The organism is Streptomyces sp. DH24, from assembly GCF_029813775.1.
GTDB lineage: Bacteria > Actinomycetota > Actinomycetes > Streptomycetales > Streptomycetaceae > Streptomyces.
This window is the reverse complement of the sequence record NZ_JARVKW010000007.1, coordinates 89,020-114,093: the sequence shown is the minus strand read 5'-3', so window position 1 is coordinate 114,093 and position 25,074 is coordinate 89,020. Positions and strand designations below refer to the sequence as shown.

Below are 25,074 nucleotides of genomic sequence, written 5' to 3'. Positions count from 1 at the left end.
AGGATCGATACGGTGAAGCACGTTCGGACGGCCGCCCCAAGCTCAGCGGACGAGTGACGACGAGGACCGGATCATGACCGAATCCAGTGAGTGGCTCATCTACCGCGGCGCCGGCGAACCGCACGACGGCATCGAGCGGCTTCCGGACCCGCCCCCGTGGCGGGACTTCTCCAGCCGGGACGCGGCGGGCACGGGCGACGGCTCCGAGGACCGCAGGCTCGGCGCGCACCGGCACCTGGCCGAACTGCACCGGCCGGGCGCCGAGGAGCTGGAGATGATCAACGCGGCGCTGTACCTGCGCCGCCCGCTGCTCGTCACCGGCAGCCCCGGCGCGGGCAAGAGCACCCTGGCCCACTCGGTGGCGTACGAACTGGGCCTGGGCAACGTGCTGCGCTGGTCCATCGTCAGCCGCTCGACGCTCCAGGACGGCCTCTACCACTACGACGCCATCGCCCGGCTCCAGGACGTGCAGATCGCGGCCCAGAGCGCCGGGGACGCGGCGGCCGGCGCGCCGGGCGCGGTCGAGGGCATCGGCAGCTACATCCGGCTCGGGCCACTCGGCACCGCGCTGCTGCCCTCGGACACCCCGCGCGTCCTGCTCATCGACGAGCTGGACAAGAGCGACATCGACCTGCCGAACGACCTCCTCAACGTGCTGGAGGAGGGCGAGTTCGCGATTCCGGAGCTGGAGCGCATCGCCGACCGGCTGCCGAACGGCGAGGCCGAGGTGCTCACCGCCGACGGCGTCAAGGCCACGGTGCGCGACGGCCGGGTGCGCTGCAACGCCTTCCCGTTCGTCGTCCTCACCAGCAACGGGGAGCGGGACTTCCCCGCACCCCTGATGCGCAGGTGCATCCACCTGGAGCTCGGCCGCCCCGACCACAACCGGCTCGCCACCTTCGTCCGCGCCCACCTCGGCGACGAGGCGGCACGCGCGGGCGACGACCTGATCGGCCGCTTCCTGGAACGGTCCCGCAGCGAACTCCTCGCCACCGACCAGCTGTTGAACGCGATCTACCTCACCGACGCCGCCGCGCCGCCCAGCCGCGACCGGCTCGCCGACCTGCTCATCCAGCGGCTCGACCGCCCGAGGTGACGCGCTGATGCCCGACGCAGCGGCGCGTCACGGTCCCGGGGACCCGGGCGGCGGTCCGGGCGGTCCCGGCGAGGGTCCGGACGCCGGGCGCTCCGCCCTGCCCGGCGGCGACCCCATCGCCGAACTCATCGTGCGGCTGCGGGAGATCGAGCTCGACCCGGACGCCGAGCAGCTGTGCGACGCGCTCTGGCTGGCCCGGTGGACCCGCCCGGCCGACGCCCCGGCGGACCGGGTGCCGGGGCCGGGCGGACGGAACGTGCCGCCCGTCGGCCTGCCGCCCGCCCGGCCCGCGGTCCCGCCGCCGGACGGCGCCCGCCCGCCCGAGGCCGCGCCCGAGCAGCCGCCGTACGACGCGCTCGACCGGCGCGTGGCCCTGTACCCGGTGCCGCGCGACGGGACGGGCCGGGTGCGCGGCACGGGCCGGGCCGCCGCGCTGCCGGTGGGCGTACCCGCCGCGCCCGTGCTGCCCGCCCCGCTCGAACTCCAGCGCGCGTTACGCCCGTTGCAGGGTTACAAGAGCGCCGCTCCGCCCCGGCGCACCCGGCTCGACGAGGTCGCGACGGCGGAGACCAGCGCCCAGGCCGGGGGACTCATCCTGCCCGTGCACCGCTTCGTCACCCGCGGCGACGCCCGCCTCCAGCTGGTGATGGACGCCTCCTCCTCGATGCGGGTCTGGGACCGGCTGTTCGCCGAACTGGAGCAGGTCTTCGGGCAGTTGGGCGCCTTCTCCGACATCCAGATCAGCCACCTGCACCAGGGCCCCGACGGCGCCGCGGCCGTCAGCCGCAGCCCGGACGCGCAGACCGCGCCGCTGCACTCGGCCGACCGGCTCAGCGACCCGACCGGACGCCGCATCGTCGTGCTGGTCAGTGACTGCGCGGGGCCCCTGTGGCACAGCGGCCACGCCCACCGGCTCCTCCACCACCTGTCCCGGCAGGGCCCGGTCGCCATGATCCAGCCCCTGCCGCAGCGCATGTGGGCCCGCACCCGGTTGCCCGTCACCTTCGGCGAGCTCACCCGCGGCGAGACCCCGGGCGGCGCCGCCCTGCGCGTGCGCACCCCGGCCGGCACCCCGGCCGAGGCCCGCCGCGGCGCCCTGCCCGTGCCCGTCCTGCCGCCCGAGCCCGTCGCCCTCGGCTGCTGGGCGCGGCTGCTGTCCGGGGCCGGCGCCGGACCCGTACCCGGCGCCGTGGGCTGGGTGCGCGCCGACCAGCCGCCCGCCGCCGCGGCCCGCCCCGACCGGCCGCGGACGCCGTTCGAGCGGGTCAGCAGGTTCAGCTCCGCCGCCTCCCCGATCGCGGGCCGCCTCGCCGTCTACCTCGCGGCGGCCCCCCTCTGCCTGCCGGTCATGCAGCTCGTGCAGCGCACGATGCTGCCCGACTCCGGTCCCTCCGAACTCGCCGAGGTCCTGGTCAGCGGCCTGGTCGTACGGGCCGGCGCCGACCTCGGCGGAGACGGCGCCCAGTGGTACGAGATCGAACCGGACGTGCGCGACGCCCTGTTGTCCCGCCTCGGCCGCGACGAGGCCATGCTGGTGCTCAAGCACTGCTCCGAGTACATCGAGCAGCGCTTCGGCAAGGGCGGCCCCAACTTCCCGGCCCTCGCCCTGGCCCAGCTCGGCCACGGCGGGCCCGGCCGCCCCCACACGCCCGGCGCCGGATACGCCGGCGAGAACGGCGGCAACGCGGAGGCCACGCCGGTCCCGCAGCCGTTCGCCGAGGTCGCCGCGCGCGTCCTCGAACGGTTCATGCCGCTGCCCGCACAAGTACCGGAGTTCGCCCTGCTGACCGATTCCCGGCCCGCCGAGGACCGGCCCGCCCACCAGGCGGTCACCCGCGCCCGCGCCCTGCTCGCCCGGTTCGAGGCCGAGGGCATGGTGCAGGACGTGATCGACGCCGTGCAGCTGCTGCGCGGGGCCACCGAACACGAACGGCCCGCCGGGACCGACCCGGAACTGTGGGCCGAGTACGCGCACTGCACGCTGCGGCTGTGGGAGGTGCAGGGCGGCGCGGCCCTGCTGCACGAGGCCGAACAGGCCGCCGAACGCGCCGCCGCCCACCCGCACGCCCTCAGGGAACGCGCCGTCCTCGCGCGCGTGCTGCACGCCGCCGCCACCGACCGCAGACGCCGCGGCGACCGGCGCGGCGCGCTCGACCTGCTGCGCCGCGCCGACCGCGAGTACGCCGTGGCCTGCGCGGCACCCGGCCTCGACGAGAAGGAGGCGCTGCGCCTCACCCTGGAGCGGGTCGGCGCCCTGGAGGCCCAGTGGCGCCTGGGCGGCGACAGCGCGCTGCTCCAGGGCGCCGTCGGCATGCTGGAGGCGTTCGCCGACGCCTGGCCCGACCGGCGCAGCCGCCCGCCCGAACTCCCGCTCGCGCACGGCCGCGTCCTGCTGCGCCTGTCCGAGGTCACCGCCGACCCGGTGCAGGCCCGGCTGTACGCGGAACAGGGCGCGCGGTCCCTGCACAACGCGCTGGAGACCACCGAACAGGACGACACCGCCGAGTCCGTACGCGCCCGGGTCCGCCTCCTGACCGACCTGCTCGACGCGATGCTGCTGTCCGGCGGCCCGCTGGACCTCGCCCAGGCACGGGCCGACGAGGCGCTCGGGCTCGTACGGGAACAGGGGCAGCGCGCCGCCCTGCTGGTGCGCGCCGGGCGCATCGCCGTGGCGCGCTACGCCGAGTCGGGCGAGCCGGCCGAACTCCACCGTGCCGCCGCCGACTTCGCGCAGGCCGCCCAGCGCACGCCCCGGGACGCGCCCGCGCACGCCGACGTGCTCGCCGAGTGGGGTGAGGTGCTGCTGCGGCTCGCCGGGCTGGAGGGCGGGCCGCGGTCCCAGGAGCAGTTGTCCCGGGCGATCAGGGTGCTGCGCGACTGCCGGATGGAGACCCCGGCGGGCAGCCGCAAGGTCGCCCACCGGCTGCTGCTGCTCGGCCGGGCCCTGATGCTGCGCTACCGGGTCCGCGGCGACCGGGTCGACCTGCGGGAGGCCGAGCACCTCCTCGGCCTCGCCGCGGCGGACGCGGACGACGCGTTACTGGCCGCGCGGTGCCGGCTGGAGCTGGGGCAGGCCCAGTTCGAGGCGTACCAGAACCTGGGCCGCGCCACCCGCCTGGACCTGGCGGTGGACGCGTTCCGGGCCGCCGCCGAGTCGGCCAGGGAGGCGGAGGAGGAGGCCGAAACGGAACGCCGCCGCCAGGAGTCGGTCGAACTGGCCGCGCAGGCGCACCACTGGCGGGGTATGTCCTTTGAGGCGGCGGCCCGGCCGCGCGCGGCGCGGGAGGCCTACCGGGCGGCGCACACGGAGTGGGCACGGCTGCCGGACGACAGCCTGGGCACGGGCGAACCGACGGCGCGGCAGACGGCGCAGCGGCTGGCCGAACTGGAGTGAGAGGGGAACGGGGCATGGGCACAGCGGACGGGTTCTCGCGGGACCCGGCGTTCGACGGCTCGGACGAGCCGCTGCCGGATCTGCTGACGCTGGATCTGGCGGAGCTGGGCAGCATCGACCACCCGGTGCTGCGGGAGGTGCTGGGGGAACTGCGCGCGCGGGCGGCGGAGCCGAGCGAGATGCTGTGGGGGTTCGACAACTCGTTCTGAGGACGAGGCGTCAGCGCTCACCCCCACCCTGTACGGTCAATTTCTTTCATCCGTCGATCGGTTAATGACATTTCCGGTCGCTAAGACGGTCGAATCGGACAACTTCCATCGAGCCGGGTTTCGGGCACATGTCCCGCCGGGAATGCGGCTCCGTACGGCGTGGCCTGCCCTCGTGCCCGTGGCACGGGCGTCGCGGGCCGTACGGCATGGGGGTGCTGGAGTGTCTGGAGAGGCGGCAACCGATCCGGCCCCCGCGGTCCTCGGCCACCCCGCACGGCCCCCCGGACCCGAAACGTCCCTCCCCTTCCGCCAGTTCATCGTCAAGGCGCACGGCCGCTGCAACCTCGCCTGCACCTACTGCTACCTGTACGCCGGCCCCGACAGCACCTGGCGCACCCGGCCGCCCGCCGCGCCCGCCGACGTCCTGGACCGGACCGCCACCCGCATCGCCGAGCACGCCCGCGCGCACGAACTGACGGACGTCGCCGTGGTCCTGCACGGCGGCGAACCCCTCCTCGCCGGCGCGGACACCCTCGCCGACTTCACCACCCGGGTGCGCGAGCGCGTCCCCGCCGGCTGCGCCGTGCACGCCACCGTCCAGACCAACGCCACGCTCCTCACCGAGGAACGCCTCGCCGTCCTGGCGGAGGCCGGCATCCGCGTCGGCATCAGCCTCGACGGCGGCACGGCCGCGCACAACAGGCGGCGCGTCGACCACGCGGGCCGGCCGTCGTGGCCCGCGGCGGCACGCGGCGCCCTGCTGGTCGCCGAGCGCTTCCCGGAGTCGTACGCGGGCGTCCTCACCGTCGTCGACCCGACGCTGGACCCGGTCGAGACATACGAATCCCTGCTCGCCCTGGAGCCGCCCGCGCTGGACCTCCTCCTCCCGCACGGCAACTGGTCCGCGCCCCCGCCGCACCTCGGGGACCTCCGCCACGGCGACTGGCTGTGCGCCGTCTTCGACCGCTGGTGGGCGGCCGGGCGACGGGAGACGCGGGTGCGGCTCTTCGAGGAGTGCGTGGCGCTGCTGCTGGGGCTTCCGGCGTCCACCGAGGCGCTGGGCCTTGCACCGTTCGACGCGGTCGTCGTGGAGACCGACGGGTCGATCGAGCAGGTCGACTCCCTCAAGTCGGCCTATCCCGGGGCGGCGTGGACCGGCCTGGACGTGTTCCGGCACACCTTCGACGAGGCGCTGCGGCACCCGGGCGTCGCCGCCCGGCAGACGGGCGCCGCGGCCCTCGCCGCGCAGTGCCGGGCCTGCCCCCTGCTGCGGGTCTGCGGCGGCGGCCACTACGCGCACCGCTACCGCGCCGGGCACGGCTTCCAGAACCCGTCCGTGTACTGCGCCGACCTCCAGCGCTTCATCCGCCACGCGGCCGCCCGGCTCACCGCCGCCGCGGCCTTAGAGCCGACCCAGCGAGACGGGGGTACTCCGTGATGTTTCCGGCGGTCCCGGACCGGGTCCTGACCGAACTCGGCCGCACCGAGGGCGGCCCCGACACCCTCGGCCTCCTCGTACGCGACCAGGACACGCGGCGGCTGCTCGTACTGCGCGCGGTACTGGACGCGGCCGAGTCGGCGGACCACGCCGTCTGCACGCCGGCCCAGAAGACCCGGCTGCGGGAGGACTGGGCACTGCTGGTCGAGGCGGACAGGGGAGCGGCGGGCCGGGGGACCGATGGGCCGGGGAGCGCGTACGGCGGCGGTGCGGAGTCCCTGACGGGCAGCGGGACACGGAGCGCGAGGGCCGGTGATGGGTCACCCCCGTCACCGGTCGGCCCCGCCCGCGCTCTCCTCTTCCAGCCCCTCACCGGCCCCTGGGCCCGCTCCTGCCTGCGCGGTCTGGACGCCGTCGGCACCGGCCCGCCGGGCGAGTCACGCGCCCGCCAACTGCGCCGCGACCTCGCCCACTTCAGCGCGATCGCCACCGTGGCCGCCGCGCGGGCCGGCCTCACCTTCACGACCCGGCTCACCGCCCGCTCCGGCGTCCTCACGCTCCCGTCCCTCGGGGCACTGCACACGGCGGCATCGGGCGACGTGGCGGTGGAAGTGCGCACGGCAGCAGAGCGTATGACGCTGCGTCAGGCAGATGCCCCCGACGTGACCGTCCACCTGGAGTCCGGCACCGGCGCGTGGTCCGGCGCGCTCGCCTGGACGCCCGCGCACGCCCTGCCCGGGCTGCTGCCGTCGGCGCCGGCGATGCCGCTCGACGACCTGGACCCGTACCGCGAGGTGACGGACGGCCCCCGGTACGGCAGCCTCAGCGACCCGGTCACGCTCGACGACGCGGAACGCAAGCGGTGGCTCCAGGCCTGGTCCGGAACGGCCGCCGCGCTGCGATCGGGCGGCGCCCAACGGCTGGCGGAGGCGGTGGCGCTGCTGCGGTGTCTGGTGCCTTTGGAGATGCCGCCCGAAGCCGGTGGCCGGGGCAGTTGCAGCGCGACCAGACGCGAGGCCTTCGGGGCGCTGCTCAGCAGCACCCCGGCCGACCCGGTGACCTTCGCGGCGACGCTCGTCCACGAACTGCACCACACCAAACTCGCGGCCCTGTCCGACATGGTGACGCTCCACCAAGCCGACGCGGAAGCACGGTACTTCGCGCCGTGGCGCCCCGACCCCAGGCCGTACGGCGGGCTGTTGCAGGGCGTCTACTCGCACCTCGCGATCGCGGCGTTCTTCCAGCGCCGGGCGCTCCTGCTGACCAAGCCCCCGCACCGCGAGTACGCGTGGGCCCAGCACGCCCGGTACCGCGCCCAGGTCGGCGCGGCACTGCCCGCCCTCGTCGGCTCACCCGATCTCACCGTGCCGGGACGGCGGTTCGTGGACGAGATGGTCGCCACGTACCAGCGCATGGCCGAGAACCCCGCGCCCCGGGGGCACACCGTACGGGCACAGGCCTACGTGAAGGCCGCCCGCACCCTGTGGACGCGACGCCATGCCGCGCTGCCGCGGCCGAATGAGTGAGGATCCCTGCGCGCCGCCGCCAGGTACGGAAAGATCGTCGGACCTGGGTGTGCTCCACGTCGGTCGACGGACTTACGCGCGACGCGCCGAGGTCCTAGGATTTCGTGGTACTACGCGCTGGAGGCCGCTGCATGTCTGGAGCTCGTAAGCCGGTCGGGTCGACCGAGAGGGGGGCCGCGAGGCAGACAGTCACCATCCATTACGCCGGCTTCAACCGGGCGTGGGCCGCCTGGATCGGGGACCGGCTGGAGCGGCGCGGCCTGCGGGTTGTCCATCTGCGCTGGGAGTCCCCGGCCGATGTTCCGCTGGTGGACCTGCTGCGCGACCTGAGGCTCGCCGAGGGCCGCATCCTGATCGTGGTCAGTGAGTGGTACTTCCAGCTGGGCCCGCGCACGCACGAGGAGTGGAACACGGCCCTGCGCGAGGTCGTCGCCCCCGACCCCTCGCGGTTCGCGGCCGTGTCCGTGACCACCGCGACCGTGCCCTCGGCCGCTGCCGTCCTCGCGCCCGTGGACCTGACCAACATGGGCGCGGAAGAGGCGGAGCGGCGCCTGCTGGACCGGCTGGACCTGCCGTCGGAGCCGCTGCCCGAGACCACGGCCGAGTCCCGTCGTGGCCCCCGCTTCCCCGCCGCCATGCCCGACGTGTGGGGCGTCGTACCGCGCCGCAACACCCGCTTCACCGGCCGCGAGGCGCTGTTCAACGACGCCTACCAGCTGCTCCAGAGCGCCGAGTCCGGCGCCGGCGTGGTGACGCTCCACGGGATGTCCGGGGTGGGCAAGACCCAGATGGCCGCCGAGTACGCCCACCGGTTCGGTTCCGAGTACGACGTGGTGTGGTGGGTGAACGCGGAGAAACGGGTCACCTACCGCCGCCAGCTGGCCGAACTCGCCCCGAAACTCGGGCTGCAGACCGGCCAGGAGTACGGCGAACGGCTGCGCGCGGTACGCGACTCCCTGCGGCGCGGCGACCCCTACTCGCGGTGGCTGCTGATCCTGGACGGCGCCGACGAACCCGGCCAGATCTGGGACCTCGTCCCGACCGGTCCCGGGCACGTGATCATCACGTCCCGGAACCCGGAGTGGAGCGAGCACAACAGCAAGCTGCTCGAAATCCCGGTCTACTCCCGTGACGAGTCCGTCGCCTTCATCCGCCGCCGTGCCCCCCGGCTGACCGAACCGGACGCGGACCAGCTCGCGGAGGCGCTGGAGGACCTGCCGCTGCTGCTGGACCAGACCGCCGGCTGGCTCAACGACTCCGACCTGTCGGTCGATCAGTACATCGCCCTGCTGGAGGGCGGCATCGACAGCGACGTGGTGAAGGTGTCCGCGGACTTCCCGCTCGCCTTCCAGACCGCCTGGTCGATACTGCTCAACAAACTCCGCGAGACCGTCCCGGAGTCCGTCGACCTCCTGCGGCTGTGCACCTTCTTCGCGCCGGGCTTCATCCCGGTCCGCCTGCTCAAGGAAATGCCCAGCGACGAACTGCCCGAGCAGCTCGCCGGTCTCCTCAACGATCCGCTGCTGTGGAACAAGGCGATCAACCAGCTGCGCACGTACTCCGTGGTCCGCCTGGAGTCGCACGAGGCGTCCCTCGACGAACCCATCTCCTCCGGCGAGTCCCTCTACCTGCACCGCATGGTCCACCAGATCGTGCACAAGGACATGCCGGACGACGACCGTGGCGAGTTCATCGACGTCGTACGCCGCGCCCTGGCCGCGGCCGACCCGCGCCGGCCCACCGACCCCGACCTGTGGCCCGGCTACGCCGAGATCGTGCCGCACCTGAAGTACGCGGACGTCCTCAAGAGCAAGGACCCGCAGGTTCAGCGCCTGGTCTTCAACTGCCTGCGGTACATGTACTTCTCCGGTGAGTACCGCGCCGGCATCAAGCTCGGCGAGCGCGCCCTGAAGGCCTGGCGGACGCTGCTCGGCCCGGCCCACCCGCGGATCTGGGAGCTGACCTACCACTACACCAACCTGCTGCGCGCCCTCGGCGACTACTCCCGCACCGAGGCCCTCAGCCGCGACGCCGTCAACCACCTCAGGCAGGAGCGCGGACCGCAGGACCTGGAACACCTGCGCGCCGCCGCCGGCCTCGCCGCCGACCTGCGCGGCCTCGCCCGCTACCACGAGGCCCTGGAGCTGTCCGAGTGGGTGCTGGTCGCCTACCGCGAACTCCTCGGCGACCAGGACTCGCGGACCCTCAACGCCCAGAACAACCTGGCTGTCTCACTGCGCCTGCTGGGGCGCTACGAGGAGACCCTGGAGACCGACCGGCAGACCATGGAGGCACGGCGGCAACTGCTGCGCGCCCGCCACCCGTGGACGCTCAGCTCCGAGATCACGTACGCCATCGACCTGCGCCTGCTGGGCCGCTACGCCGAGGCCGAGTCGATCCAGGCGAAGAACGTCCGCGAGAACCGCCTCGTGATGGGCCCCGACAACCCGCAGACCCTCAAGGCCGAGTACAACCTCGCCCTGTGCCGCTACCGGCTGGGCGAGCGAGGCCGCGGCGACAAGCGGGAGCAGCCGGGGCCGATGCTCGCCAGCGTTCTGGAGCGCGGCGAACGCGTGCTGGGCGAGGCACACCCGCTGACGCTGATCTTCGCCGCGGGCCAGAGTTGCTACGCCCGCGAGCACGGCGACATCGACCAGGCCCGCGAACTCAGCGAGGCCGTCGTCGCCCGCTACGAGCTGATGCTTCCCGAGGGCCACCCGTTCATCGCCGGGTCCCGCGCCAACCAGGCACTGATCCTGCGCAACGTGGGGGAACGCGAGCACGGCCACGTCCTCGCCGAGCAGGCCCTGGCCGAGATGACGCAGGCCGTCGGGGAGAACCACCCCTGGACCCTCGGCTGTGCCATGAACGCGTCGGCGCTGCGCAACCTGGTCGGTGACATCGAGGGCGCGGCAACGCTCAGCCGGGACACGGTGACCCGGGCCATCGAGTCGCTCGGACGCACGCATCCGCTCACGCTGTCGACCCGCGTCGCGTACGCGGCGGACCTGCGCGGGCTGCGCGACCGCCGGCAGGCGGAGAAGGTCGAGCAGGAGGCGCTGTCCGACCTCGACGCGACGCTCGGCAGCAACCACACCCACACCGTCTCGGCCCGCGCCCGCAACCGCCCCTACTGGGACTTCGAGCCCCAGACGACCTGAGGCACCCACGCCCCCGCCCCGGTGCGCATAACCCCCGGCGCACCGGGGAAGAACCCGGTTCTCTCAACATGCCCGTAACACAGGTGAGTTGACCCAGGGAGACGCGTGCTGATCTTAGTAGGGCCCGTCCCGGACGGCGCGGACGGGCCCATACCGGTCGAGGTCGAGGCGGCACCCGGCGGGTCCGGCGTCGACGGCCTCGACCTCGTGTACGGGGACGAGGAAACGCGGGACGGGGCCGGGCAGCGCGTCGTGCGGGTCGCCCGCGACGTGTACACCGACGGGCTGGATCTGGCCCGCAGATGCGCCGCCCAGGCCGTGCGGAGGTTCAACGAGCTGCCGGGGGCGCTGCGGCCGGACGAGATCGAGATGCAGCTCGCCATCAAGATCGACGCCGGTGTGGCCACGCTCGTCAGGAGCGGGGCGGAGGCCCAGCTCCAGATCACGCTGCGCTGGCGGACCGCGCCGGACGTGCCCGCGCCCGGCAGCGCCGACGGGGCGGCCTCGTGAGCCGTGCGGCGGACGGAGTGCGCATCCTGCCGTACTCCCGGGTGGTGGCGCAGGACGAGCTGAAGCTGGCGCTGGAACTCAACCACGTGGTGCCCCGGATCGGCGGCGTCCTCATGGCCGGACCGCGCGGCACCGCCAAGTCCACGCTGGTCCGCGCCTTCGCCCTGATGGCGCACGGCGAACTGCCGGTCACCCTCCCCATCAACGCCACCGACGACCGCGTCCTCGGCGGCTGGGACCTCGACGCGCTCATGCGCGGGCAGACCCGGCCGCAACCCGGGCTGCTGGAGGACGCGGCCGACAAGGGGCTGCTCTACATCGACGAGGTCAACCTCCTGGACGACCACCTCGTCGACATCATCCTGGACGTCGTCTCGACCGGTGTGCTGTCCGTGCAGCGCGAGGGACTGGCCACAGGCAAGTACCTCTCGTTCGGGCTGGTCGGCACCATGAACCCCGAAGAGGGCGGGCTGCGGCCGCAGTTGCTCGACCGGTTCGGGCTGATGGTCACCGCCGAACAGCTGGACGCGACCGCCCGGCACCGCCTGATCCGCACGGTCCTGGACTTCGAGGAGGAGCTGCACCGGGAGGACTCGGGCTGGCTGGCGGACGCCGGGCGGGAGGACGCGGCCCACCGCGACCGGCTGACCGCCGCCCGGCGCCGCGTCCTCGACGTCGAAGTGCCGGACCGGATACTGCAGTTGTGCGCCGAGGCCGCGGTCCGGACGGACGCCGTGGGGCAGCGCGGGGAGATCGTCGCCACACTGGCCGCCCGCGCCTACGCGGCACTGGCGGGCGCCGACCGGGTGGAGCCCGGGCATCTGCTGCGGGTGCTGCCCATGGCCTTCCGGCACCGGCGGCCGGAGACCGCCCACGGCGGCACCTTCGACTGGGGCGCCGAGGACCGGGGCCGCGTCGAGGACCTCTTCGAGGACTGAGCCACCATGGCCACCGAACCGTCCGGCCGCGCCGCCACGGGCGCACCCGAGCCGGACGACCTCACGCGACGGCTCACCCACGCCCTGGTCTGCGCGGCGGCCGACCCCGCCCTCGCCGGGGTGCTGCTGCTCGACCTGGACCCCCGGCTCGTCGATCCGGTGGCCCGCCTGTTCACCGGCATCCTCACCGGCAGCCCGGAACCCGCGGACGCGCCCCTCGTGCTGGGCTCCGCGGGCCGGGACGAGGACCTGTGGACCCGCACCCGGCTCCGGCGCGACACCCACGGGATCACCTTCCGCACCGAGCCCGGCCCGCTCGTCGAGGCGGACGGCCGGCCCGGGACACCGCCCCTGGTCGTGGTGCCCGACCTGGCCCGGCTGAGCGTCGCCGGGATGCGCGCCGCCGTGCAGCTCCTCGGCGCCGACGTGGTCGTGGTCGAACGCACCGGGCTGTGCCGCACGGCCCGGCCCCGGGCGCGCTGGCTCGCCGCCTGCCGGTCGGCCGACGTGGGACGGCTCAGCCGGCACCTGCTGGACCGGTTCGCCGTACGGCTGTCGGTGGCGGACCTGCGGCTGCCGTCGCCCGAACGGCTGCTGGCCGGTCTCCCGCCGGCCTGGCGCGCCGCCGCGACCGGGGGCGCCCGGCCCGTGCCGGTCGCCGACGACGCGCTCAGCCGCGTACCGCAGCTGCTCGGGCCCGACGCGAGCGTCCGCCGGGAACTGGCGCTCCTACGGCTCGCCCGTACCGTCGCCGCACTGGACGGCGCGCCGTCGGCCACCGGGGCGCACTGCGACGCGGCGGCCCGGCTCATCGGCCTGGCCGTGCCGCAGACCCCGCACGGCCCCGAGCCCGACCCCGCGCCGGCCGACCCGGCGCCACGACCGGGCACCGTGCCCCGTACCGTGCCCGCCCGCCGCCGCACCGGCCGGGACGAGCCGCCCCGGGCCCGCGGCGGGGACCGCGCCCTGCTGGAGACCGGCCCGGCGGAAGGCATCGGCACCGCCCCCGGCGGCACCCCCGCCGTACCCGGGACGCCGTTCCCGGAGGACGAGGCGACCGGGCCCCGCGACTTCGCGCCGCTGCGCGGCCCCGGGCGGCGCGCGGGCGGACCCGCCTCCGCGCGGGGCACCGTGATCGGCACCCGGCGCGCCACCGACCTGCACGACCTCGCCTACGTGCGGACGGTCCGGGAGGCCGCCGTGCACCAACGCGTGCGGCGCACCGACCGGTTCACCGTCTCCCCGGTCGACCTGCACAGCAACGTCCGCGCCGGGGCGCCCGAACGCGTCCTGGTGCTGCTCCTGGACCACACCTGCCGGGGCCCGGACTGGGACTGGCAGGACGCCCTCACCCCGTTCCTGCAGTGGGCGTACACGGGCCGTGCCGCCGTCCACGTGGTCGAGGTCGGCGCGGCGGACGCGCGGGACGAACTGCGGGCCGAGGCCTTCGCGGCGCGCGGCGTCCTCGACCCCCGGGTGCTCGCCTCGCTGTACCGCCGGGCCGGCCGGGCCACCCCGCTCGCCCACGGCGTCGAACTGGCCGCACAGGCGCTGCGCCGGGCGTTCCGGCAGCACGGCACCGGACCGGCGGAGGCCTGGCTCGTGGTCGTCACCGACGGCCGCGGCAACATCCCCCTGCGGGCCAGCCACACCGGGCGGCTGCGGGGCGAGGTGGCCGCCGCGGGCGTCGAGGACACCGTCGAGGCCGCCGCCCGGATCGCCGCCATGGACCGGACCCGGCTGCACGTGGCCGTCGTCGACCCCGCCCGGGAGCCGTACGGCGACCTGCCGTTCGTCCTCGCGGACAGCCTCGGCGCGACCGTCGTCGAGGGGCGCACCGACGCCGCCCCGGGAGGTGCCGGTGGGCGGTGAGCCGCAGCGGGGGCCGCGCTGGCTGACGGGAGCCGGCACCGTCGTGCGCCGTGCCTCCCTGCCCGGGCTGAAGGCGGTGACGCGCCGGCCGGCCGCCCCCGTGTCCCATCTGCGCCGGGCGCAGGAGCCGCCCGCCGGGCTCGGCGGCACCGACGCGCACCCCGGCGCCCGCCTGGAGGACGGCTTCGCCGTGCTCCACGTGCTGCGCAGCGAGGGCGCCGACGGACGGCAGGGCTACCGGCTGCACGGCTGGTGCGGCGACCTGTCGGTGACCTGCGCGCCCGGACCCACCCGCCTCACCGCCCCCGCGGTCAGCCTCGCCAACCTGCGGCAGGACGGCGGGGAGTACCCCTCCGAGGTGCTGCGCGGCATCCGGCTGTGGTCCGGCAACCAGCCCGAACTCACCGGCTGGCTCAACCGCATCCGCGCCCGGCACGGCGACTGCCTGCGCCTCGTCGTGTGGGACGACACCGGGTACGACCTGCCCTGGGAGCTGTTCTGGCTGCCCGGCGACGCCCGGTACAAGCTGGAGGGCGGCCCGCTCGGCGCCCTGACCGTGGTGTCCCGCTGGACCACCGTGCACGACGCGGGCCAGGGGCTGCCCCGGGAGACCGGCGACTGCCAGGGCCGGGTCCTCGGCTACCTCCACCAGGACATGACGGACGACGGCCGGGTCTTCGCCCCGTACACCCACCGGCTGCACCGGCGCATGACGCCGTTCCTGCGCGACCTCGACACCCACACGGACCGCACCGGCCTGGTCTACCTCGGCTGTCACGGCACGTACGGCGACACCGTCCCGCGCCTCAGCCTGGGCGGCCGGACCTGGGCCGAGCTGAACGGCGAGCCGATGGCGGTCCTGCGCCGCGACCGTTCACTGGTCTGCCTCAACGCCTGCGACTCCGGGCGGTTCGTGGACAACCGGGCGCAGGGCGAGGAGGCGCTGCGCGGATTCGCCGAACTGTTCCTGCGCAAGGGGGCGGGCGGCTGCATCGTCACCTCCGGGAAGGTCGGCGACCAGGAGGCCCGCAGGCTGGTGCGGCGGCTGGTGCGCGAGGTCGCCGAGCATCCGCACCGCCCCGTCCCGCAGACGCTGCGGGCCTTCCGGGCGCGGGCGCTGGAGGAGTTCGGCTCACTGGCGGCCGTCCCGAGCGTCCGCGACGACGACGGACAGGTCGACAGCGCCGGCCAGAAACGCGTCCTGCGGCTCCTGTACGCCTTCATGTTCCACTACTACGGGCATCCGCAGACCACGCTGCGGCTCACCGCGGCGGACGGCCGCGGCGCCGGAGGGGGGAGTGAGCGGTGAGCGGTGCCGAGCGGCCTCCCGGGCACCCGCTGCTCATCGAGCCGGTCGTGGCCTGGCCCCGGCAGGCGGACGCGGGATGCGACTACCTCGTCACCGTCGACCTGCGCGGCCCGCTCCCGGCCCCGGACGGCACCCTGGCCGAATGGCCGTACGGCACCGAGGAGTTCACCTTCACCGTCGCCCTGGACGGCGCACCGCACTTCTCCTGCGCGGCCCTCGGCGAACCGAGCGTCGTCCTGCACCGCTTCGGCGGCACCTACGGACCCGCGCGGTTCCGGGTGTCCGCGGGCGCCGGGACCGGACCGGCGTCGCTGTGGCTGACGGTCAGCAACCAGTGGGGCGTGCCCGTCCGCAAGGCGGAGCTGCGGTCGCACATACGCGACGGGGAGCGCGCCCCGGACCGGGACCGGCAGCCGGCCGGCCCCGTCGAGGACATGCCCAGACCGCCCGTGCTGCGCCCCGGCAGCGACGGGTCCCGCACCCGCCGCCAACCGGTCCGCCCCACCCCGGAGCCCGGCCGGCCGACGGTGACGGTCAGCTTCACCGGCTTCAACCGGGCGTGGGCCGTCTGGATCGGCAGCCGTCTGGAGCGGCGCGGGGTACCGGTGCGGTACGCGCCGTGGGAGCCCTCGGCCGATGTGCCGCCGGCGGACCTGCTGCGCGATCTGAGGCTCGCCGAGGGCCGCGTCCTGATCGTGCTCAGCGAGCGGTACTTCCCCCTCGGCCCCCGTACCCAGGAGGAGTGGAACGCGGCCCTGCGCGAGGTCGTCGCCCCCGACCCGTCCCGGTTCGCGGCCGTGTCCGTGACCACCGCGGCCGTGCCGTCGGCCGCCGCCGTCCTCGCGCCCGTGGACCTGACCAGCGTGGGCGCGGAAGAGGCGGAGCGGCGCCTGCTGGACCGGCTGGACCTGCCGTCGGACCCGCTGCCCGAGACCCCGGCGGAGTCCCGCGGGCCCCGGTACCCGGCCGCCCTGCCCGACGTGTGGGGCTCCGTACCGCGCCGCAACACCCGCTTCACCGGCCGCGAGGCGCTGCTGAACGAGGCCTACGGCCTGCTGCAGGCGGCGGAGCCGGGCGCGGGCGTCATCACCCTGTACGGCATGTCGGGGGTGGGCAAGACGCAGCTGGCCGCCGAGTACGCCCACCGGTTCGGTTCCGAGTACGACGTGGTGTGGTGGGTGAACGCGGAGAAACGGGTCACCTACCGCCGCCAGCTGGCCGAACTCGCCCCGAAACTCGGGCTGCAGACCGGCCGGGAGTACGGCGAACGGCTGCGCGCGGTACGCGACTCCCTGCGGCGCGGCGACCCCTACTCGCGGTGGCTGCTGATCCTGGACGGCGCCGACGAACCCGGCCAGATCTGGGACCTCGTCCCGACGGGCCCCGGGCACGTCGTCGTCACGTCCCGGAACCCGGAGTGGGGCGAGCGCGACAGCACCCTGCTCGAAGTGCCCGTCTACGCCCGCGACGAGTCGGTGGCCTTCATCCGGCGCCGCGCCCCCCGCGTGACCGAGGCGGAGGCGGACCAGCTGGCGGAGCTGCTGGAGGACCTGCCGCTGCTGCTCGACCAGACGGCGGGCTGGCTCAACGACTCCCACCTGTCGGTGGAGGAGTACATCGCCCTGCTGGAGGGCGGCATCGACAGCCATGTGGTGAAGGTGTCCCCGGACTTCCCGATCGCCTTCCGGACCGCCTGGTCGATGCTGCTCAACCAACTGCGCGAGACCGTCCCGGAGTCCGTGGAACTGCTGCGGCTGTGCACCTTCTTCGCGCCCGGTTCCATCCCCGTGCACCTGCTCAGGGACATGCCCCTCGACGGGCTGCCGCGCGCCCTGGCGGAACTGCTGAGCGACGCCCGGCTGTGGGACAGGGCGGTCGACCAACTGCGCCGCTACTCCGTCGTCCGGGTCGAGCCGCACGAGGCGGACGACGCGCGCGAGACCTTCTACCTGCACCGCGCGGTCCACCAGATCGTGCACCGCGACATCCCGGAGGCCCAGCGGGAGGAACTCATCGACGTGGTGCGGCGGGCGCTGGCGGCGGCGGCCCCGGGCAGGCCCGCGGACCCCGACCGGTGGCCCGACTACGCGGAGATCGTGCCGCACCTGAAGTACGCCGACGTCCTCGCCGGCACCGACCCGGCCGTCCAGACCCTCGTCCTCGACTGCCTGCGCTACATGTACCTCTCGGGCGAGTACGCGGCGGGCGTCAAGCTCGGCCGCCGCGCCATGCGCGCCTGGCGGCAGCTGCTCGCCGAGAGCCACCCGCTCATCTGGGAACTGACCTACCACTACGCCAACCTGCTGCGCGCGGCCGGCGACTACCAGCGCACCCTGCAGATCGAGCGGGCCGCCGTCCGCCACCTCGAACAGCGCGGGGAACGCGACCCCGACCTCCTGCGCGCCCTCGGCGGTCTGGCCGCGGACCTGCGCGGCCTCGGCCACTACGCGGAGGCGCTGGAGATGTCGCGGCGGGTCCTGGCCACCTACCGCGAGCTCCTCGGGGACCAGGACACCCGCACCCTCAACGCGCAGAACAACGTGGCCGTCTCCCTGCGGCTGCTCGGCCGCTACGAGGACGCCCGGGACGTCGACCTGCGCACCCTGGAGGCACGCCGCGGTCTGCTGGGGGACCGGCACCCGTGGACACTCGGCTCGGAGATCGCGTACGCCGTCGACCTGCGGCTGCTCGGCCGCTACGCCGAGGCCGAGGCGGTGCAGGCGAGGAACCTGCTCGCCGGTCACGAGGCGCTGGGCGGCAACAGCACCCAGGCCCTGCGCGCCGAGCACAACCTCGCGCTGTGCCTTTACGCCGTGGGCGACCTCGGCAGCGCGGCCCACCACTTCTCCCGCGCGCTGGAGCGGTGCGAACGGGTCCTGGGCGAGCACGACCCCCTGACCCTGATCTTCGCCGCGGGGCAGAGCTGCTTCGACCGGGCGCACGGCGACCTCGGCCGGGCACGGGAACTCAGCGAGTCCGTCGTCGCGCGGTACGAGGTGATGTTCCCCGACAAGCACCCGTTCATCGCCGGCGTACGCGCCAACCAGGCGCTGATCCTGCGCGACGCCGGCGAACGGCAGCAGGGCCACGCCCTCGTGGAGCAGGCCCTCGACGAGATGACGGACACCGTGGGGGAGAACCACCCCTGGACCCTCGGCTGCGCCCTCAACGCCGCCGCGCTGCGCGCCCTCGTCGGCGACCCGGGCCATGCCGCCGACCTCGGCCGGGACACGGCCGACCGCGCCGCCCGCGTGCTCGGCCCCGCCCACCCGCTCACCCTGTCCGCGCTGGTGTCCCTCGCGGCCGATCTGCGCGCCCTGGGACGCCGTACCGAGGCCGACGGGGTCGAGCGGCGGGCGCTGGCAGCCCTGGACGCCACCCTCGGCGCACGGCACCCGCTCACCGTCGCCGCCCGCGCCCGCCACCGCCCCCACTGGGACTTCGAACCGCAGAACACCTGACGCGCCGGGGCGCCCGGCCGGGCCCTGCGGCGGCGGAACGCCGCAGGGCCCGGCGCCGGAGAGACTCCGGGCCGGGCCCTGCGGTGCTGCCCTCGGGCGAGGTCAGCGGTTCACGCCTCGAACACCTCGTGCACCAGCTGTTCCTGCTCCGCCTGGTGCCGCTTCGCCGAGCCGACCGCCGGGGACGACGAGTGCGGGCGGGAGATGCGGCGCAGGCGCTCGCCGGGCGGGATGTCCGCGCCGACCGCCAGGTCCAGGTGGTCGATCAGGTTGAGCGCGATGAACGGCCAGGCACCCTGGTTCGCCGGCTCCTCCTGGGCCCACAGGTACTTCTCGACGTTCGGGTACTTGGCGATCTCCGCCTGGAGCTCGGCACCCGGGATCGGGTACAGGCGCTCGATGCGGATGATCGCCGTGTCCGTCACGCCGCGCTTCTTCCGCTCGGCGTCCAGGTCGTAGTAGACCTTGCCGGCGCAGAAGACGACCTTGCGGACGGCGGCCGGGTCCACGGACGCGTCGCCGATGACGGGGCGGAACCCGCCCGTCGTGAACTCCTCCGCCTTCGAGGCCGCGGCCTTCAGGCGCAGCATCGACTTCGGCGTGAAGACGACCAGCGGCTTGTGGTGCGGGTTGTGCACCTGCCACCGCAGGAGGTGGAAGTAGTTCGACGGGGACGTCGGCATGGCGACCGTCATGTTGTTCTGCGCGCACAGCTGGAGGAAGCGCTCCGGGCGGGCGGACGAGTGGTCCGGGCCCTGGCCCTCGTAGCCGTGCGGCAGGAGCAGGACGACGCCGGAGGTCTGCGCCCACTTCTGCTCGGCCGAGGAGATGAACTCGTCGACGACCGTCTGCGCGCCGTTGACGAAGTCACCGAACTGCGCCTCCCACATCACGAGCGCGTCCGGGCGGGCCAGCGAGTAGCCGTACTCGAAGCCCATCGCCGCGTACTCGGAGAGGAGGGAGTTGTAGACGTTGAGACGCGACTGGTCCTCGGAGAGGTACTGCAGCGGCGTGTACTCCTCGCCCGTGTTGCGGTCGATGATGACCGCGTGACGCTGGCCGAAGGTGCCGCGCTGCGAGTCCTGGCCCGCGAGGCGGACCGGGACGTTCTCCAGGAGCAGCGAGCCGATGGCGAGGGTCTCGCCCATGCCCCAGTCGATCGTGCCGTCCTCGACCATCGACGCCCGGCGCTGCAGCTGCGGCAGCAGACGCGGGTGGACGGTGATGTGGTCGGGGATGTTGACCTGGGACTCGGCGATCCGCTTGACGGTCTCCGTGGTCACCGCGGTGTTCACGGCGACCGGGAACTCGGCCTGCGGGTCGGACGGCTCGGCGGCCGCCGGCTGCGAGGTGGCCTCGCGGACCTCCGTGAAGACCTTCTCCAGCTGCCCCTGGTAGTCCTGCAGGGCCTGCTCGGCCTCTTCCAGGGTGATGTCGCCGCGACCGATGAGGGACTCGGTGTACAGCTTGCGCACCGAGCGCTTCTTGTCGATCAGGTCGTACATCAGCGGCTGCGTGAAGGCCGGGTTGTCCGACTCGTTGTGACCGCGGCGGCGGTAGCAGATGAGGTCGATCACCACGTCCTTGTTGAACGCCTGGCGGAACTCGAAGGCCAGCCGCGCGACGCGGACCACGGCCTCCGGGTCGTCGCCGTTCACGTGGAAGATCGGCGCCTCGATCATGCGGGCCACGTCCGTCGCGTACATGGAGGAACGCGAGGACTCGGGGGCCGCGGTGAAGCCGACCTGGTTGTTGATGACGATGTGGACCGTGCCGCCGGTGCGGTAGCCGCGCAGCTGCGACATGTTCAGGGTCTCGGCCACCACGCCCTGCCCGGCGAAGGCCGCGTCGCCGTGGATCGCGATGGGCAGGACCGTGAAGTCCGTGCCGCCCTTGCCGATGATGTCCTGCTTGGCGCGGGCGACGCCCTCCAGGACCGGGTCGACGGCTTCGAGGTGCGAGGGGTTCGCGACCAGCGAGACCTTGATCTGCTCGCCGTCCAGGCCCGTGAAGGTGCCCTCCGCGCCCAGGTGGTACTTCACGTCGCCGGAGCCGTGCATCGACTTCGGGTCGAGGTTGCCCTCGAACTCGCGGAAGATCTGCGCGTACGACTTGCCGACGATGTTCGCGAGCACGTTCAGCCGGCCGCGGTGGGCCATGCCGACGACGACCTCGTCCAGGCGGGACTCGGCGGCCGAGTCCAGGACCGCGTCCAGCAGCGGGATGACGGACTCGCCGCCCTCCAGCGAGAAGCGCTTCTGGCCGACGTACTTCGTCTGCAGGAAGGTCTCGAACGCCTCGGCGGCGTTCAGGCGGCGCAGGATGCGCAACTGCTCCTCGCGCTCCGGCTTGGAGTGCGGGCGCTCCACCCGGTCCTGGATCCACTTGCGCTGCTTGGGGTCCTGGATGTGCATGAACTCGATGCCGGTGGTGCGGCAGTACGAGTCGCGCAGCACGCCGAGGATGTCGCGCAGCTTCATCATCGACTTGCCGGCGAAGCCGCCGACGGCGAACTCGCGCTCCAGGTCCCACAGCGTGAGCCCGTGCTCGACGATGTCCAGGTCGGGGTGCTTGCGCTGGGTGTACTCCAGCGGGTCGGTGTCGGCCATGACGTGGCCGCGGACCCGGTAGGAGTGGATCAGGTCGAAGACGCGGGCGGCCTTCGTGACGTCGTCGTCGTGGCTGGCGTCGATGTCCTTGAGCCAGCGGACCGGCTCGTAGGGGATGCGCAGCGACTCGAAGATGTCGTCGTAGAAGCCGCTCTCGCCGAGCAGCAGGTTGGCGACCTGGCGCAGGAACTCGCCGGACGCGGCGCCCTGGATGACCCGGTGGTCGTAGGTCGACGTGAGCGTCATGACCTTCGAGACGCCGAGCTTGTTCAGGGTGTCCTGGCTGGTGCCCTGGAACTCCGCCGGGTAGTCCATGGAGCCGACGCCCATGATGACCGACTGGCCGGGCATCAGACGCGGCACGGAGTGGACGGTGCCGAGGCCGCCGGGGTTGGTCAGGGAGACCGTCACGCCGGAGAAGTCGTCCATCGTCAGCTTGCCCTCGCGGGCGCGGCGGACGATGTCCTCGTAGGCCTGCCAGAACTCGAAGAAGTTCAGCGTCTCGGCCTTCTTGATGGCCGCGACGACCAGCTGGCGGTCGCCGTTCGGCTTCACCAGGTCGATGGCCAGACCGAGGTTGACGTGGTCCGGCTTGACCAGGGTGGGCTTGCCGTCCACCTTCGCGTAGTGCCAGTTCATCGACGGCATCGCCTTGATGGCCTGGACCATCGCGTAGCCGATGATGTGCGTGAAGGAGATCTTCCCGCCGCGGGCCCGCTTGAGGTGGTTGTTGATGACGATGCGGTTGTCGAACAGCAGCTTCACCGGGACCGCGCGCACGGACGTGGCCGTGGGCAGCTCCAGCGAGGCGTCCATGTTCTTCGCGACCGCGGCGGCGGGACCGCGCAGCGTGACCTGCTCGCGGCCGGCCGGGGCCTCCGCGGCGGGCGCGGCCTTCGCGGCCGGCTTGGCGGCGGGGGCGGCGGCCTTCGCCGGAGCCGCGGCGGCCGGAGCCGGTGCGGCGGGCTGGGCCGGTGCGGCGGCCGCCGGCTGCGGCGCCGCGGGGGCGGCCGGAGCCTGGGCGGGAGCCGCGGGCTGGGCGGGAGCCGCGGGCTGGGCCGCCGGTGCGGCCGGAGCCTGCGCCGGGGCCTGAGCCGTGGTGGTCTCCGCGACCGGGGTCGCGGCGGCGCCCGGCTTGTAGTCGGCGAAGAAGTCCCACCAGGCGCGGTCTACCGAATTCGGGTCCTGGAGGTACTGCTGATAGATCTCGTCGACGAGCCACTCATTGGGACCGAACGCGGCAGCGGGGTTCTTGCCCGCTTGGTCGGTGTCGGTCGAGATGCTCGAGTTACTGGGGGACTGTGGCGACACGGCGGCAACCGCCCTCTTCCGCTTCACAAGGTGATGGACAGCGGAAATAAAGGCTACGCCTCCCGGACCGAGAAGGTCAGGCCGGGCCGGTCCATCGTCGCGCACATCACATCGAACAGCGTGTTTCGGTGCCGGAAATGGCGGGAAACAAGCGAGGTTCCCCCTGGGCAGGGAAGGGGGCGTCGTCACCCGGCGCCCGGACGGGGCGGGTCTGTGCCTGATCACACGTGTCCGTCAGCGCGGACACCGGTGGATCTTGGGGCTCCGCCTCGAACTTTACGTCAACTCGGCACGGAAGACAGTCCCGGAAGAGTGACAAGAATCCGGCAACCGCGCTCGGATTCGGCCACTCGGATCCGCCCGCCGTGCAGATCGACGGCCCAGCGGGCGATCGCCAGGCCGAGTCCCGTGCCGCCGTCGCTGCCGGGACCGTGCGGCCGGCTCACGTTGCCGCGGTTGAACCGCTCGAAGACGCGGTGCCACTCCGACCGCGGGATGCCGGGCCCCTCGTCCAGGACCTCCAGCTCCAGCGACTCCGGGTGCGGCCCGCGCCGCGCCCGGACCGTCACGCGGCCGTGCGGCGGGCTGTGCTTGACCGCGTTGTCGATGAGGTTGGCGACGACCTGGTGGATGCGCTCGGGGTCCGCGTGCGCGGACAGCTCCGGCGGGGACACGTCGAGGTGCAGATGGACGTCGGTGCGGGTGTGGCTGCCGGAGCCGGACGCCATGCCCGCGCGGGCCGAGGCGACCATGTTGGCCTCCTTCAGCACGCCCGACAGGTACGGCCACACCTCGAAGCGCCGCTGCTTGAGCGGGACGACGCCGTTGTCCAGCCGGGACAGGTCCAGCAGCGTCTCGACCAGCCGGCCGAGCCGCTCCGTCTGCTTCAGGGCCGTCCGCATGGTTTCGGGGTCGGCCTGCGTGACCCCGTCGACGATGTTCTCCAGCACCGCGCGCAGACCCGCGATCGGGGTGCGCAGCTCGTGCGAGACGTTCGCCACGAGTTCCTTGCGCTGCCGGTCCTGCGCGGCCAGCTCGTCGGCCATGCGGTTGATCGTCTGGGCCAGGTCGCCCAGCTCGTCACGGCGGTTCTCGCGCACCCGGCGCGTGTAGTCGCCGTGCGAGATGGACCGGGCCACCGCGTTCATCTCGTCCAGCGGCGAGGTCAGGGAGTGCGCCACGAACTGCGTGATCAGCAGCGTGGCGATCATCGAGAAGACCGTGATGAAGCGCAGCTCGGTCTCGGTGCGCATCGCGATCATCATCAGACCGGTGGTGATGAGCACCGAGATGACCACGAGGGCACCGAGCTTGGTCTTGACCGAGAACGGGCGTACGCCGCCCCAGGGCTCCCCGGGGCTGCTCCGTGCGGCATTCCGCCCCGAGCTCATGGCGTCGGCGTCTCCAGCGCGTAGCCCACGCCGTGCACCGTGCGGATCCGCTCGGCGCCGATCTTCCGGCGCAGCGCCTTGATGTGGCTGTCGACGGTGCGGGTGCCGGAGGCGTCCGCCCAGTCCCAGACCTCGGCCAGCAGCTGCTCGCGGGAGAGCACCGCGCGCGGCGTGTTCGCCAGGCACACCAGCAGGTCGAACTCGGTGGGCGTCAGGTGGACGTCCTCGCTGCGCACCCGCACCCGGCGCTGCGCGTGGTCGATCTCCAGTTCGCCCAGGCGCAGGATGCCGCTGCGCGGTGTGGCCGCGGCCAGCGCGGCCCGCTCGACGCGACGCAGCAGGACGTGCACGCGCGCCGCCAGCTCCCGCATCGAGAACGGCTTGGTCATGTAGTCGTCGGCGCCCACGCCGAGGCCGACCAGCATGTCGGTCTCGTCGTCGCGCGCGGTGAGCATGAGCACCGGCACGGGCCGGGCGGCCTGCACGCGGCGGCAGACCTCCAGACCGTCGAAGCCGGGCAGCATGACGTCGAGGATCAGCAGATCGGGCTGCCAGGCCTCCGCCGTGTCGACGCCGGACGGGCCGTCGCCCGCCGTTTGCACCAGGAATCCCTCGGCGCGCAGGCGGGTCGCGATGGCGTCCACGATCGTCGCGTCGTCCTCGACCACCAGGACCCGGCGCTGCGCGCCCGGGGTAGCCGCCGCCGTGCCGTTGTGGGAGGTGTGTGTCTGCTCCATCGCCCGCCCCTGAAGTGTGCTTTCCGGAACCAGTGGGGTGATCCCTCGTCTGCGCATGACTGCGATTGACGCTTGAAAGATCGGCGCCAGGGATGCAGCGTACGGGGAGTTA

General features: G+C 73.7%; 14 protein-coding genes. 11 read left to right on the top strand and 3 right to left on the bottom strand.

Going from position 1 to position 25,074, the window contains the following annotated elements:
- The first annotated feature begins 73 nt into the window (after positions 1-73).
- The 11 genes from QC282_RS08020 (at position 74) to fxsT (QC282_RS07970) (ending at position 18,914) form a co-directional block, all read left to right on the top strand.
- Complete coding sequence (locus QC282_RS08020) at positions 74-1,096, top strand: MoxR family ATPase (RefSeq protein ID WP_279548533.1); 1,023 nt, start codon at positions 74-76, stop codon at positions 1,094-1,096.
- Between the two features lie 7 nt (positions 1,097-1,103).
- Positions 1,104-4,490: an SAV_2336 N-terminal domain-related protein gene (locus QC282_RS08015; protein WP_279548532.1), complete on the top strand. Its 3,387-nt coding sequence runs from the start codon at positions 1,104-1,106 to the stop codon at positions 4,488-4,490.
- Between the two features lie 14 nt (positions 4,491-4,504).
- Positions 4,505-4,699, top strand: coding sequence for an FxSxx-COOH cyclophane-containing RiPP peptide (fxsA, locus tag QC282_RS08010; RefSeq protein WP_279548531.1), 195 nt, complete (start codon positions 4,505-4,507; stop codon positions 4,697-4,699).
- Positions 4,700-5,015: 316 nt separating this feature from the next.
- Positions 5,016-6,137 carry an FxsB family cyclophane-forming radical SAM/SPASM peptide maturase gene (locus QC282_RS08005; protein WP_279548656.1) on the top strand — a complete coding sequence of 374 codons (1,122 nt, stop codon included), beginning with the start codon at positions 5,016-5,018 and terminating at the stop codon, positions 6,135-6,137.
- On the top strand, positions 6,137-7,663 hold the full coding sequence (locus QC282_RS08000) for an HEXXH motif-containing putative peptide modification protein (protein WP_279548530.1): 1,527 nt from the start codon (positions 6,137-6,139) through the stop codon (positions 7,661-7,663). The genes QC282_RS08005 and QC282_RS08000 overlap by 1 nt, the downstream gene beginning before the upstream one ends.
- Before the next feature lie 131 nt (positions 7,664-7,794).
- Positions 7,795-10,824 (top strand): FxSxx-COOH system tetratricopeptide repeat protein, encoded by a 3,030-nt coding sequence (gene fxsT, locus QC282_RS07995; RefSeq protein ID WP_279548529.1) that lies wholly within the window; start codon positions 7,795-7,797, stop codon positions 10,822-10,824.
- Positions 10,825-10,929: 105 nt separating this feature from the next.
- Positions 10,930-11,334, top strand: a complete 405-nt coding sequence (locus tag QC282_RS07990) for a CU044_2847 family protein (protein WP_279548528.1) — start codon at positions 10,930-10,932, stop codon at positions 11,332-11,334.
- Entirely contained in the window at positions 11,331-12,272 is a 942-nt protein-coding gene (locus QC282_RS07985) for an AAA family ATPase (protein WP_279548527.1), read from the top strand. Before QC282_RS07990 ends, QC282_RS07985 begins: the two co-directional genes overlap by 4 nt.
- A gap of 6 nt (positions 12,273-12,278) precedes the next feature.
- The gene (locus QC282_RS07980; RefSeq protein WP_279548526.1) at positions 12,279-14,144 is read left to right on the top strand and encodes a magnesium chelatase; all 1,866 of its coding nucleotides are present in this window, start codon (positions 12,279-12,281) and stop codon (positions 14,142-14,144) included.
- Positions 14,134-15,453 (top strand): CHAT domain-containing protein, encoded by a 1,320-nt coding sequence (locus tag QC282_RS07975; RefSeq protein ID WP_279548525.1) that lies wholly within the window; start codon positions 14,134-14,136, stop codon positions 15,451-15,453. The genes QC282_RS07980 and QC282_RS07975 overlap by 11 nt, the downstream gene beginning before the upstream one ends.
- Positions 15,450-18,914 (top strand): FxSxx-COOH system tetratricopeptide repeat protein, encoded by a 3,465-nt coding sequence (gene fxsT / locus QC282_RS07970; RefSeq protein ID WP_279548524.1) that lies wholly within the window; start codon positions 15,450-15,452, stop codon positions 18,912-18,914. Before QC282_RS07975 ends, fxsT (QC282_RS07970) begins: the two co-directional genes overlap by 4 nt.
- 110 nt (positions 18,915-19,024) lie before the next feature.
- Here fxsT (QC282_RS07970) and QC282_RS07965 read toward each other — a convergent pair whose 3' ends face one another.
- The 3 genes from QC282_RS07965 to QC282_RS07955 form a co-directional block, all read right to left on the bottom strand.
- Positions 19,025-22,834, bottom strand: a complete 3,810-nt coding sequence (locus QC282_RS07965; RefSeq protein ID WP_279548523.1) for a multifunctional oxoglutarate decarboxylase/oxoglutarate dehydrogenase thiamine pyrophosphate-binding subunit/dihydrolipoyllysine-residue succinyltransferase subunit — start codon at positions 22,832-22,834, stop codon at positions 19,025-19,027.
- A gap of 281 nt (positions 22,835-23,115) precedes the next feature.
- Positions 23,116-24,225 carry a cell wall metabolism sensor histidine kinase WalK gene (locus QC282_RS07960; protein WP_279548522.1) on the bottom strand — a complete coding sequence of 370 codons (1,110 nt, stop codon included), beginning with the start codon at positions 24,223-24,225 and terminating at the stop codon, positions 23,116-23,118.
- Entirely contained in the window at positions 24,222-24,962 is a 741-nt protein-coding gene (locus tag QC282_RS07955; protein ID WP_279548521.1) for a response regulator transcription factor, read from the bottom strand. The genes QC282_RS07960 and QC282_RS07955 overlap by 4 nt, the downstream gene beginning before the upstream one ends.
- Positions 24,963-25,074 lie beyond the last annotated feature (112 nt).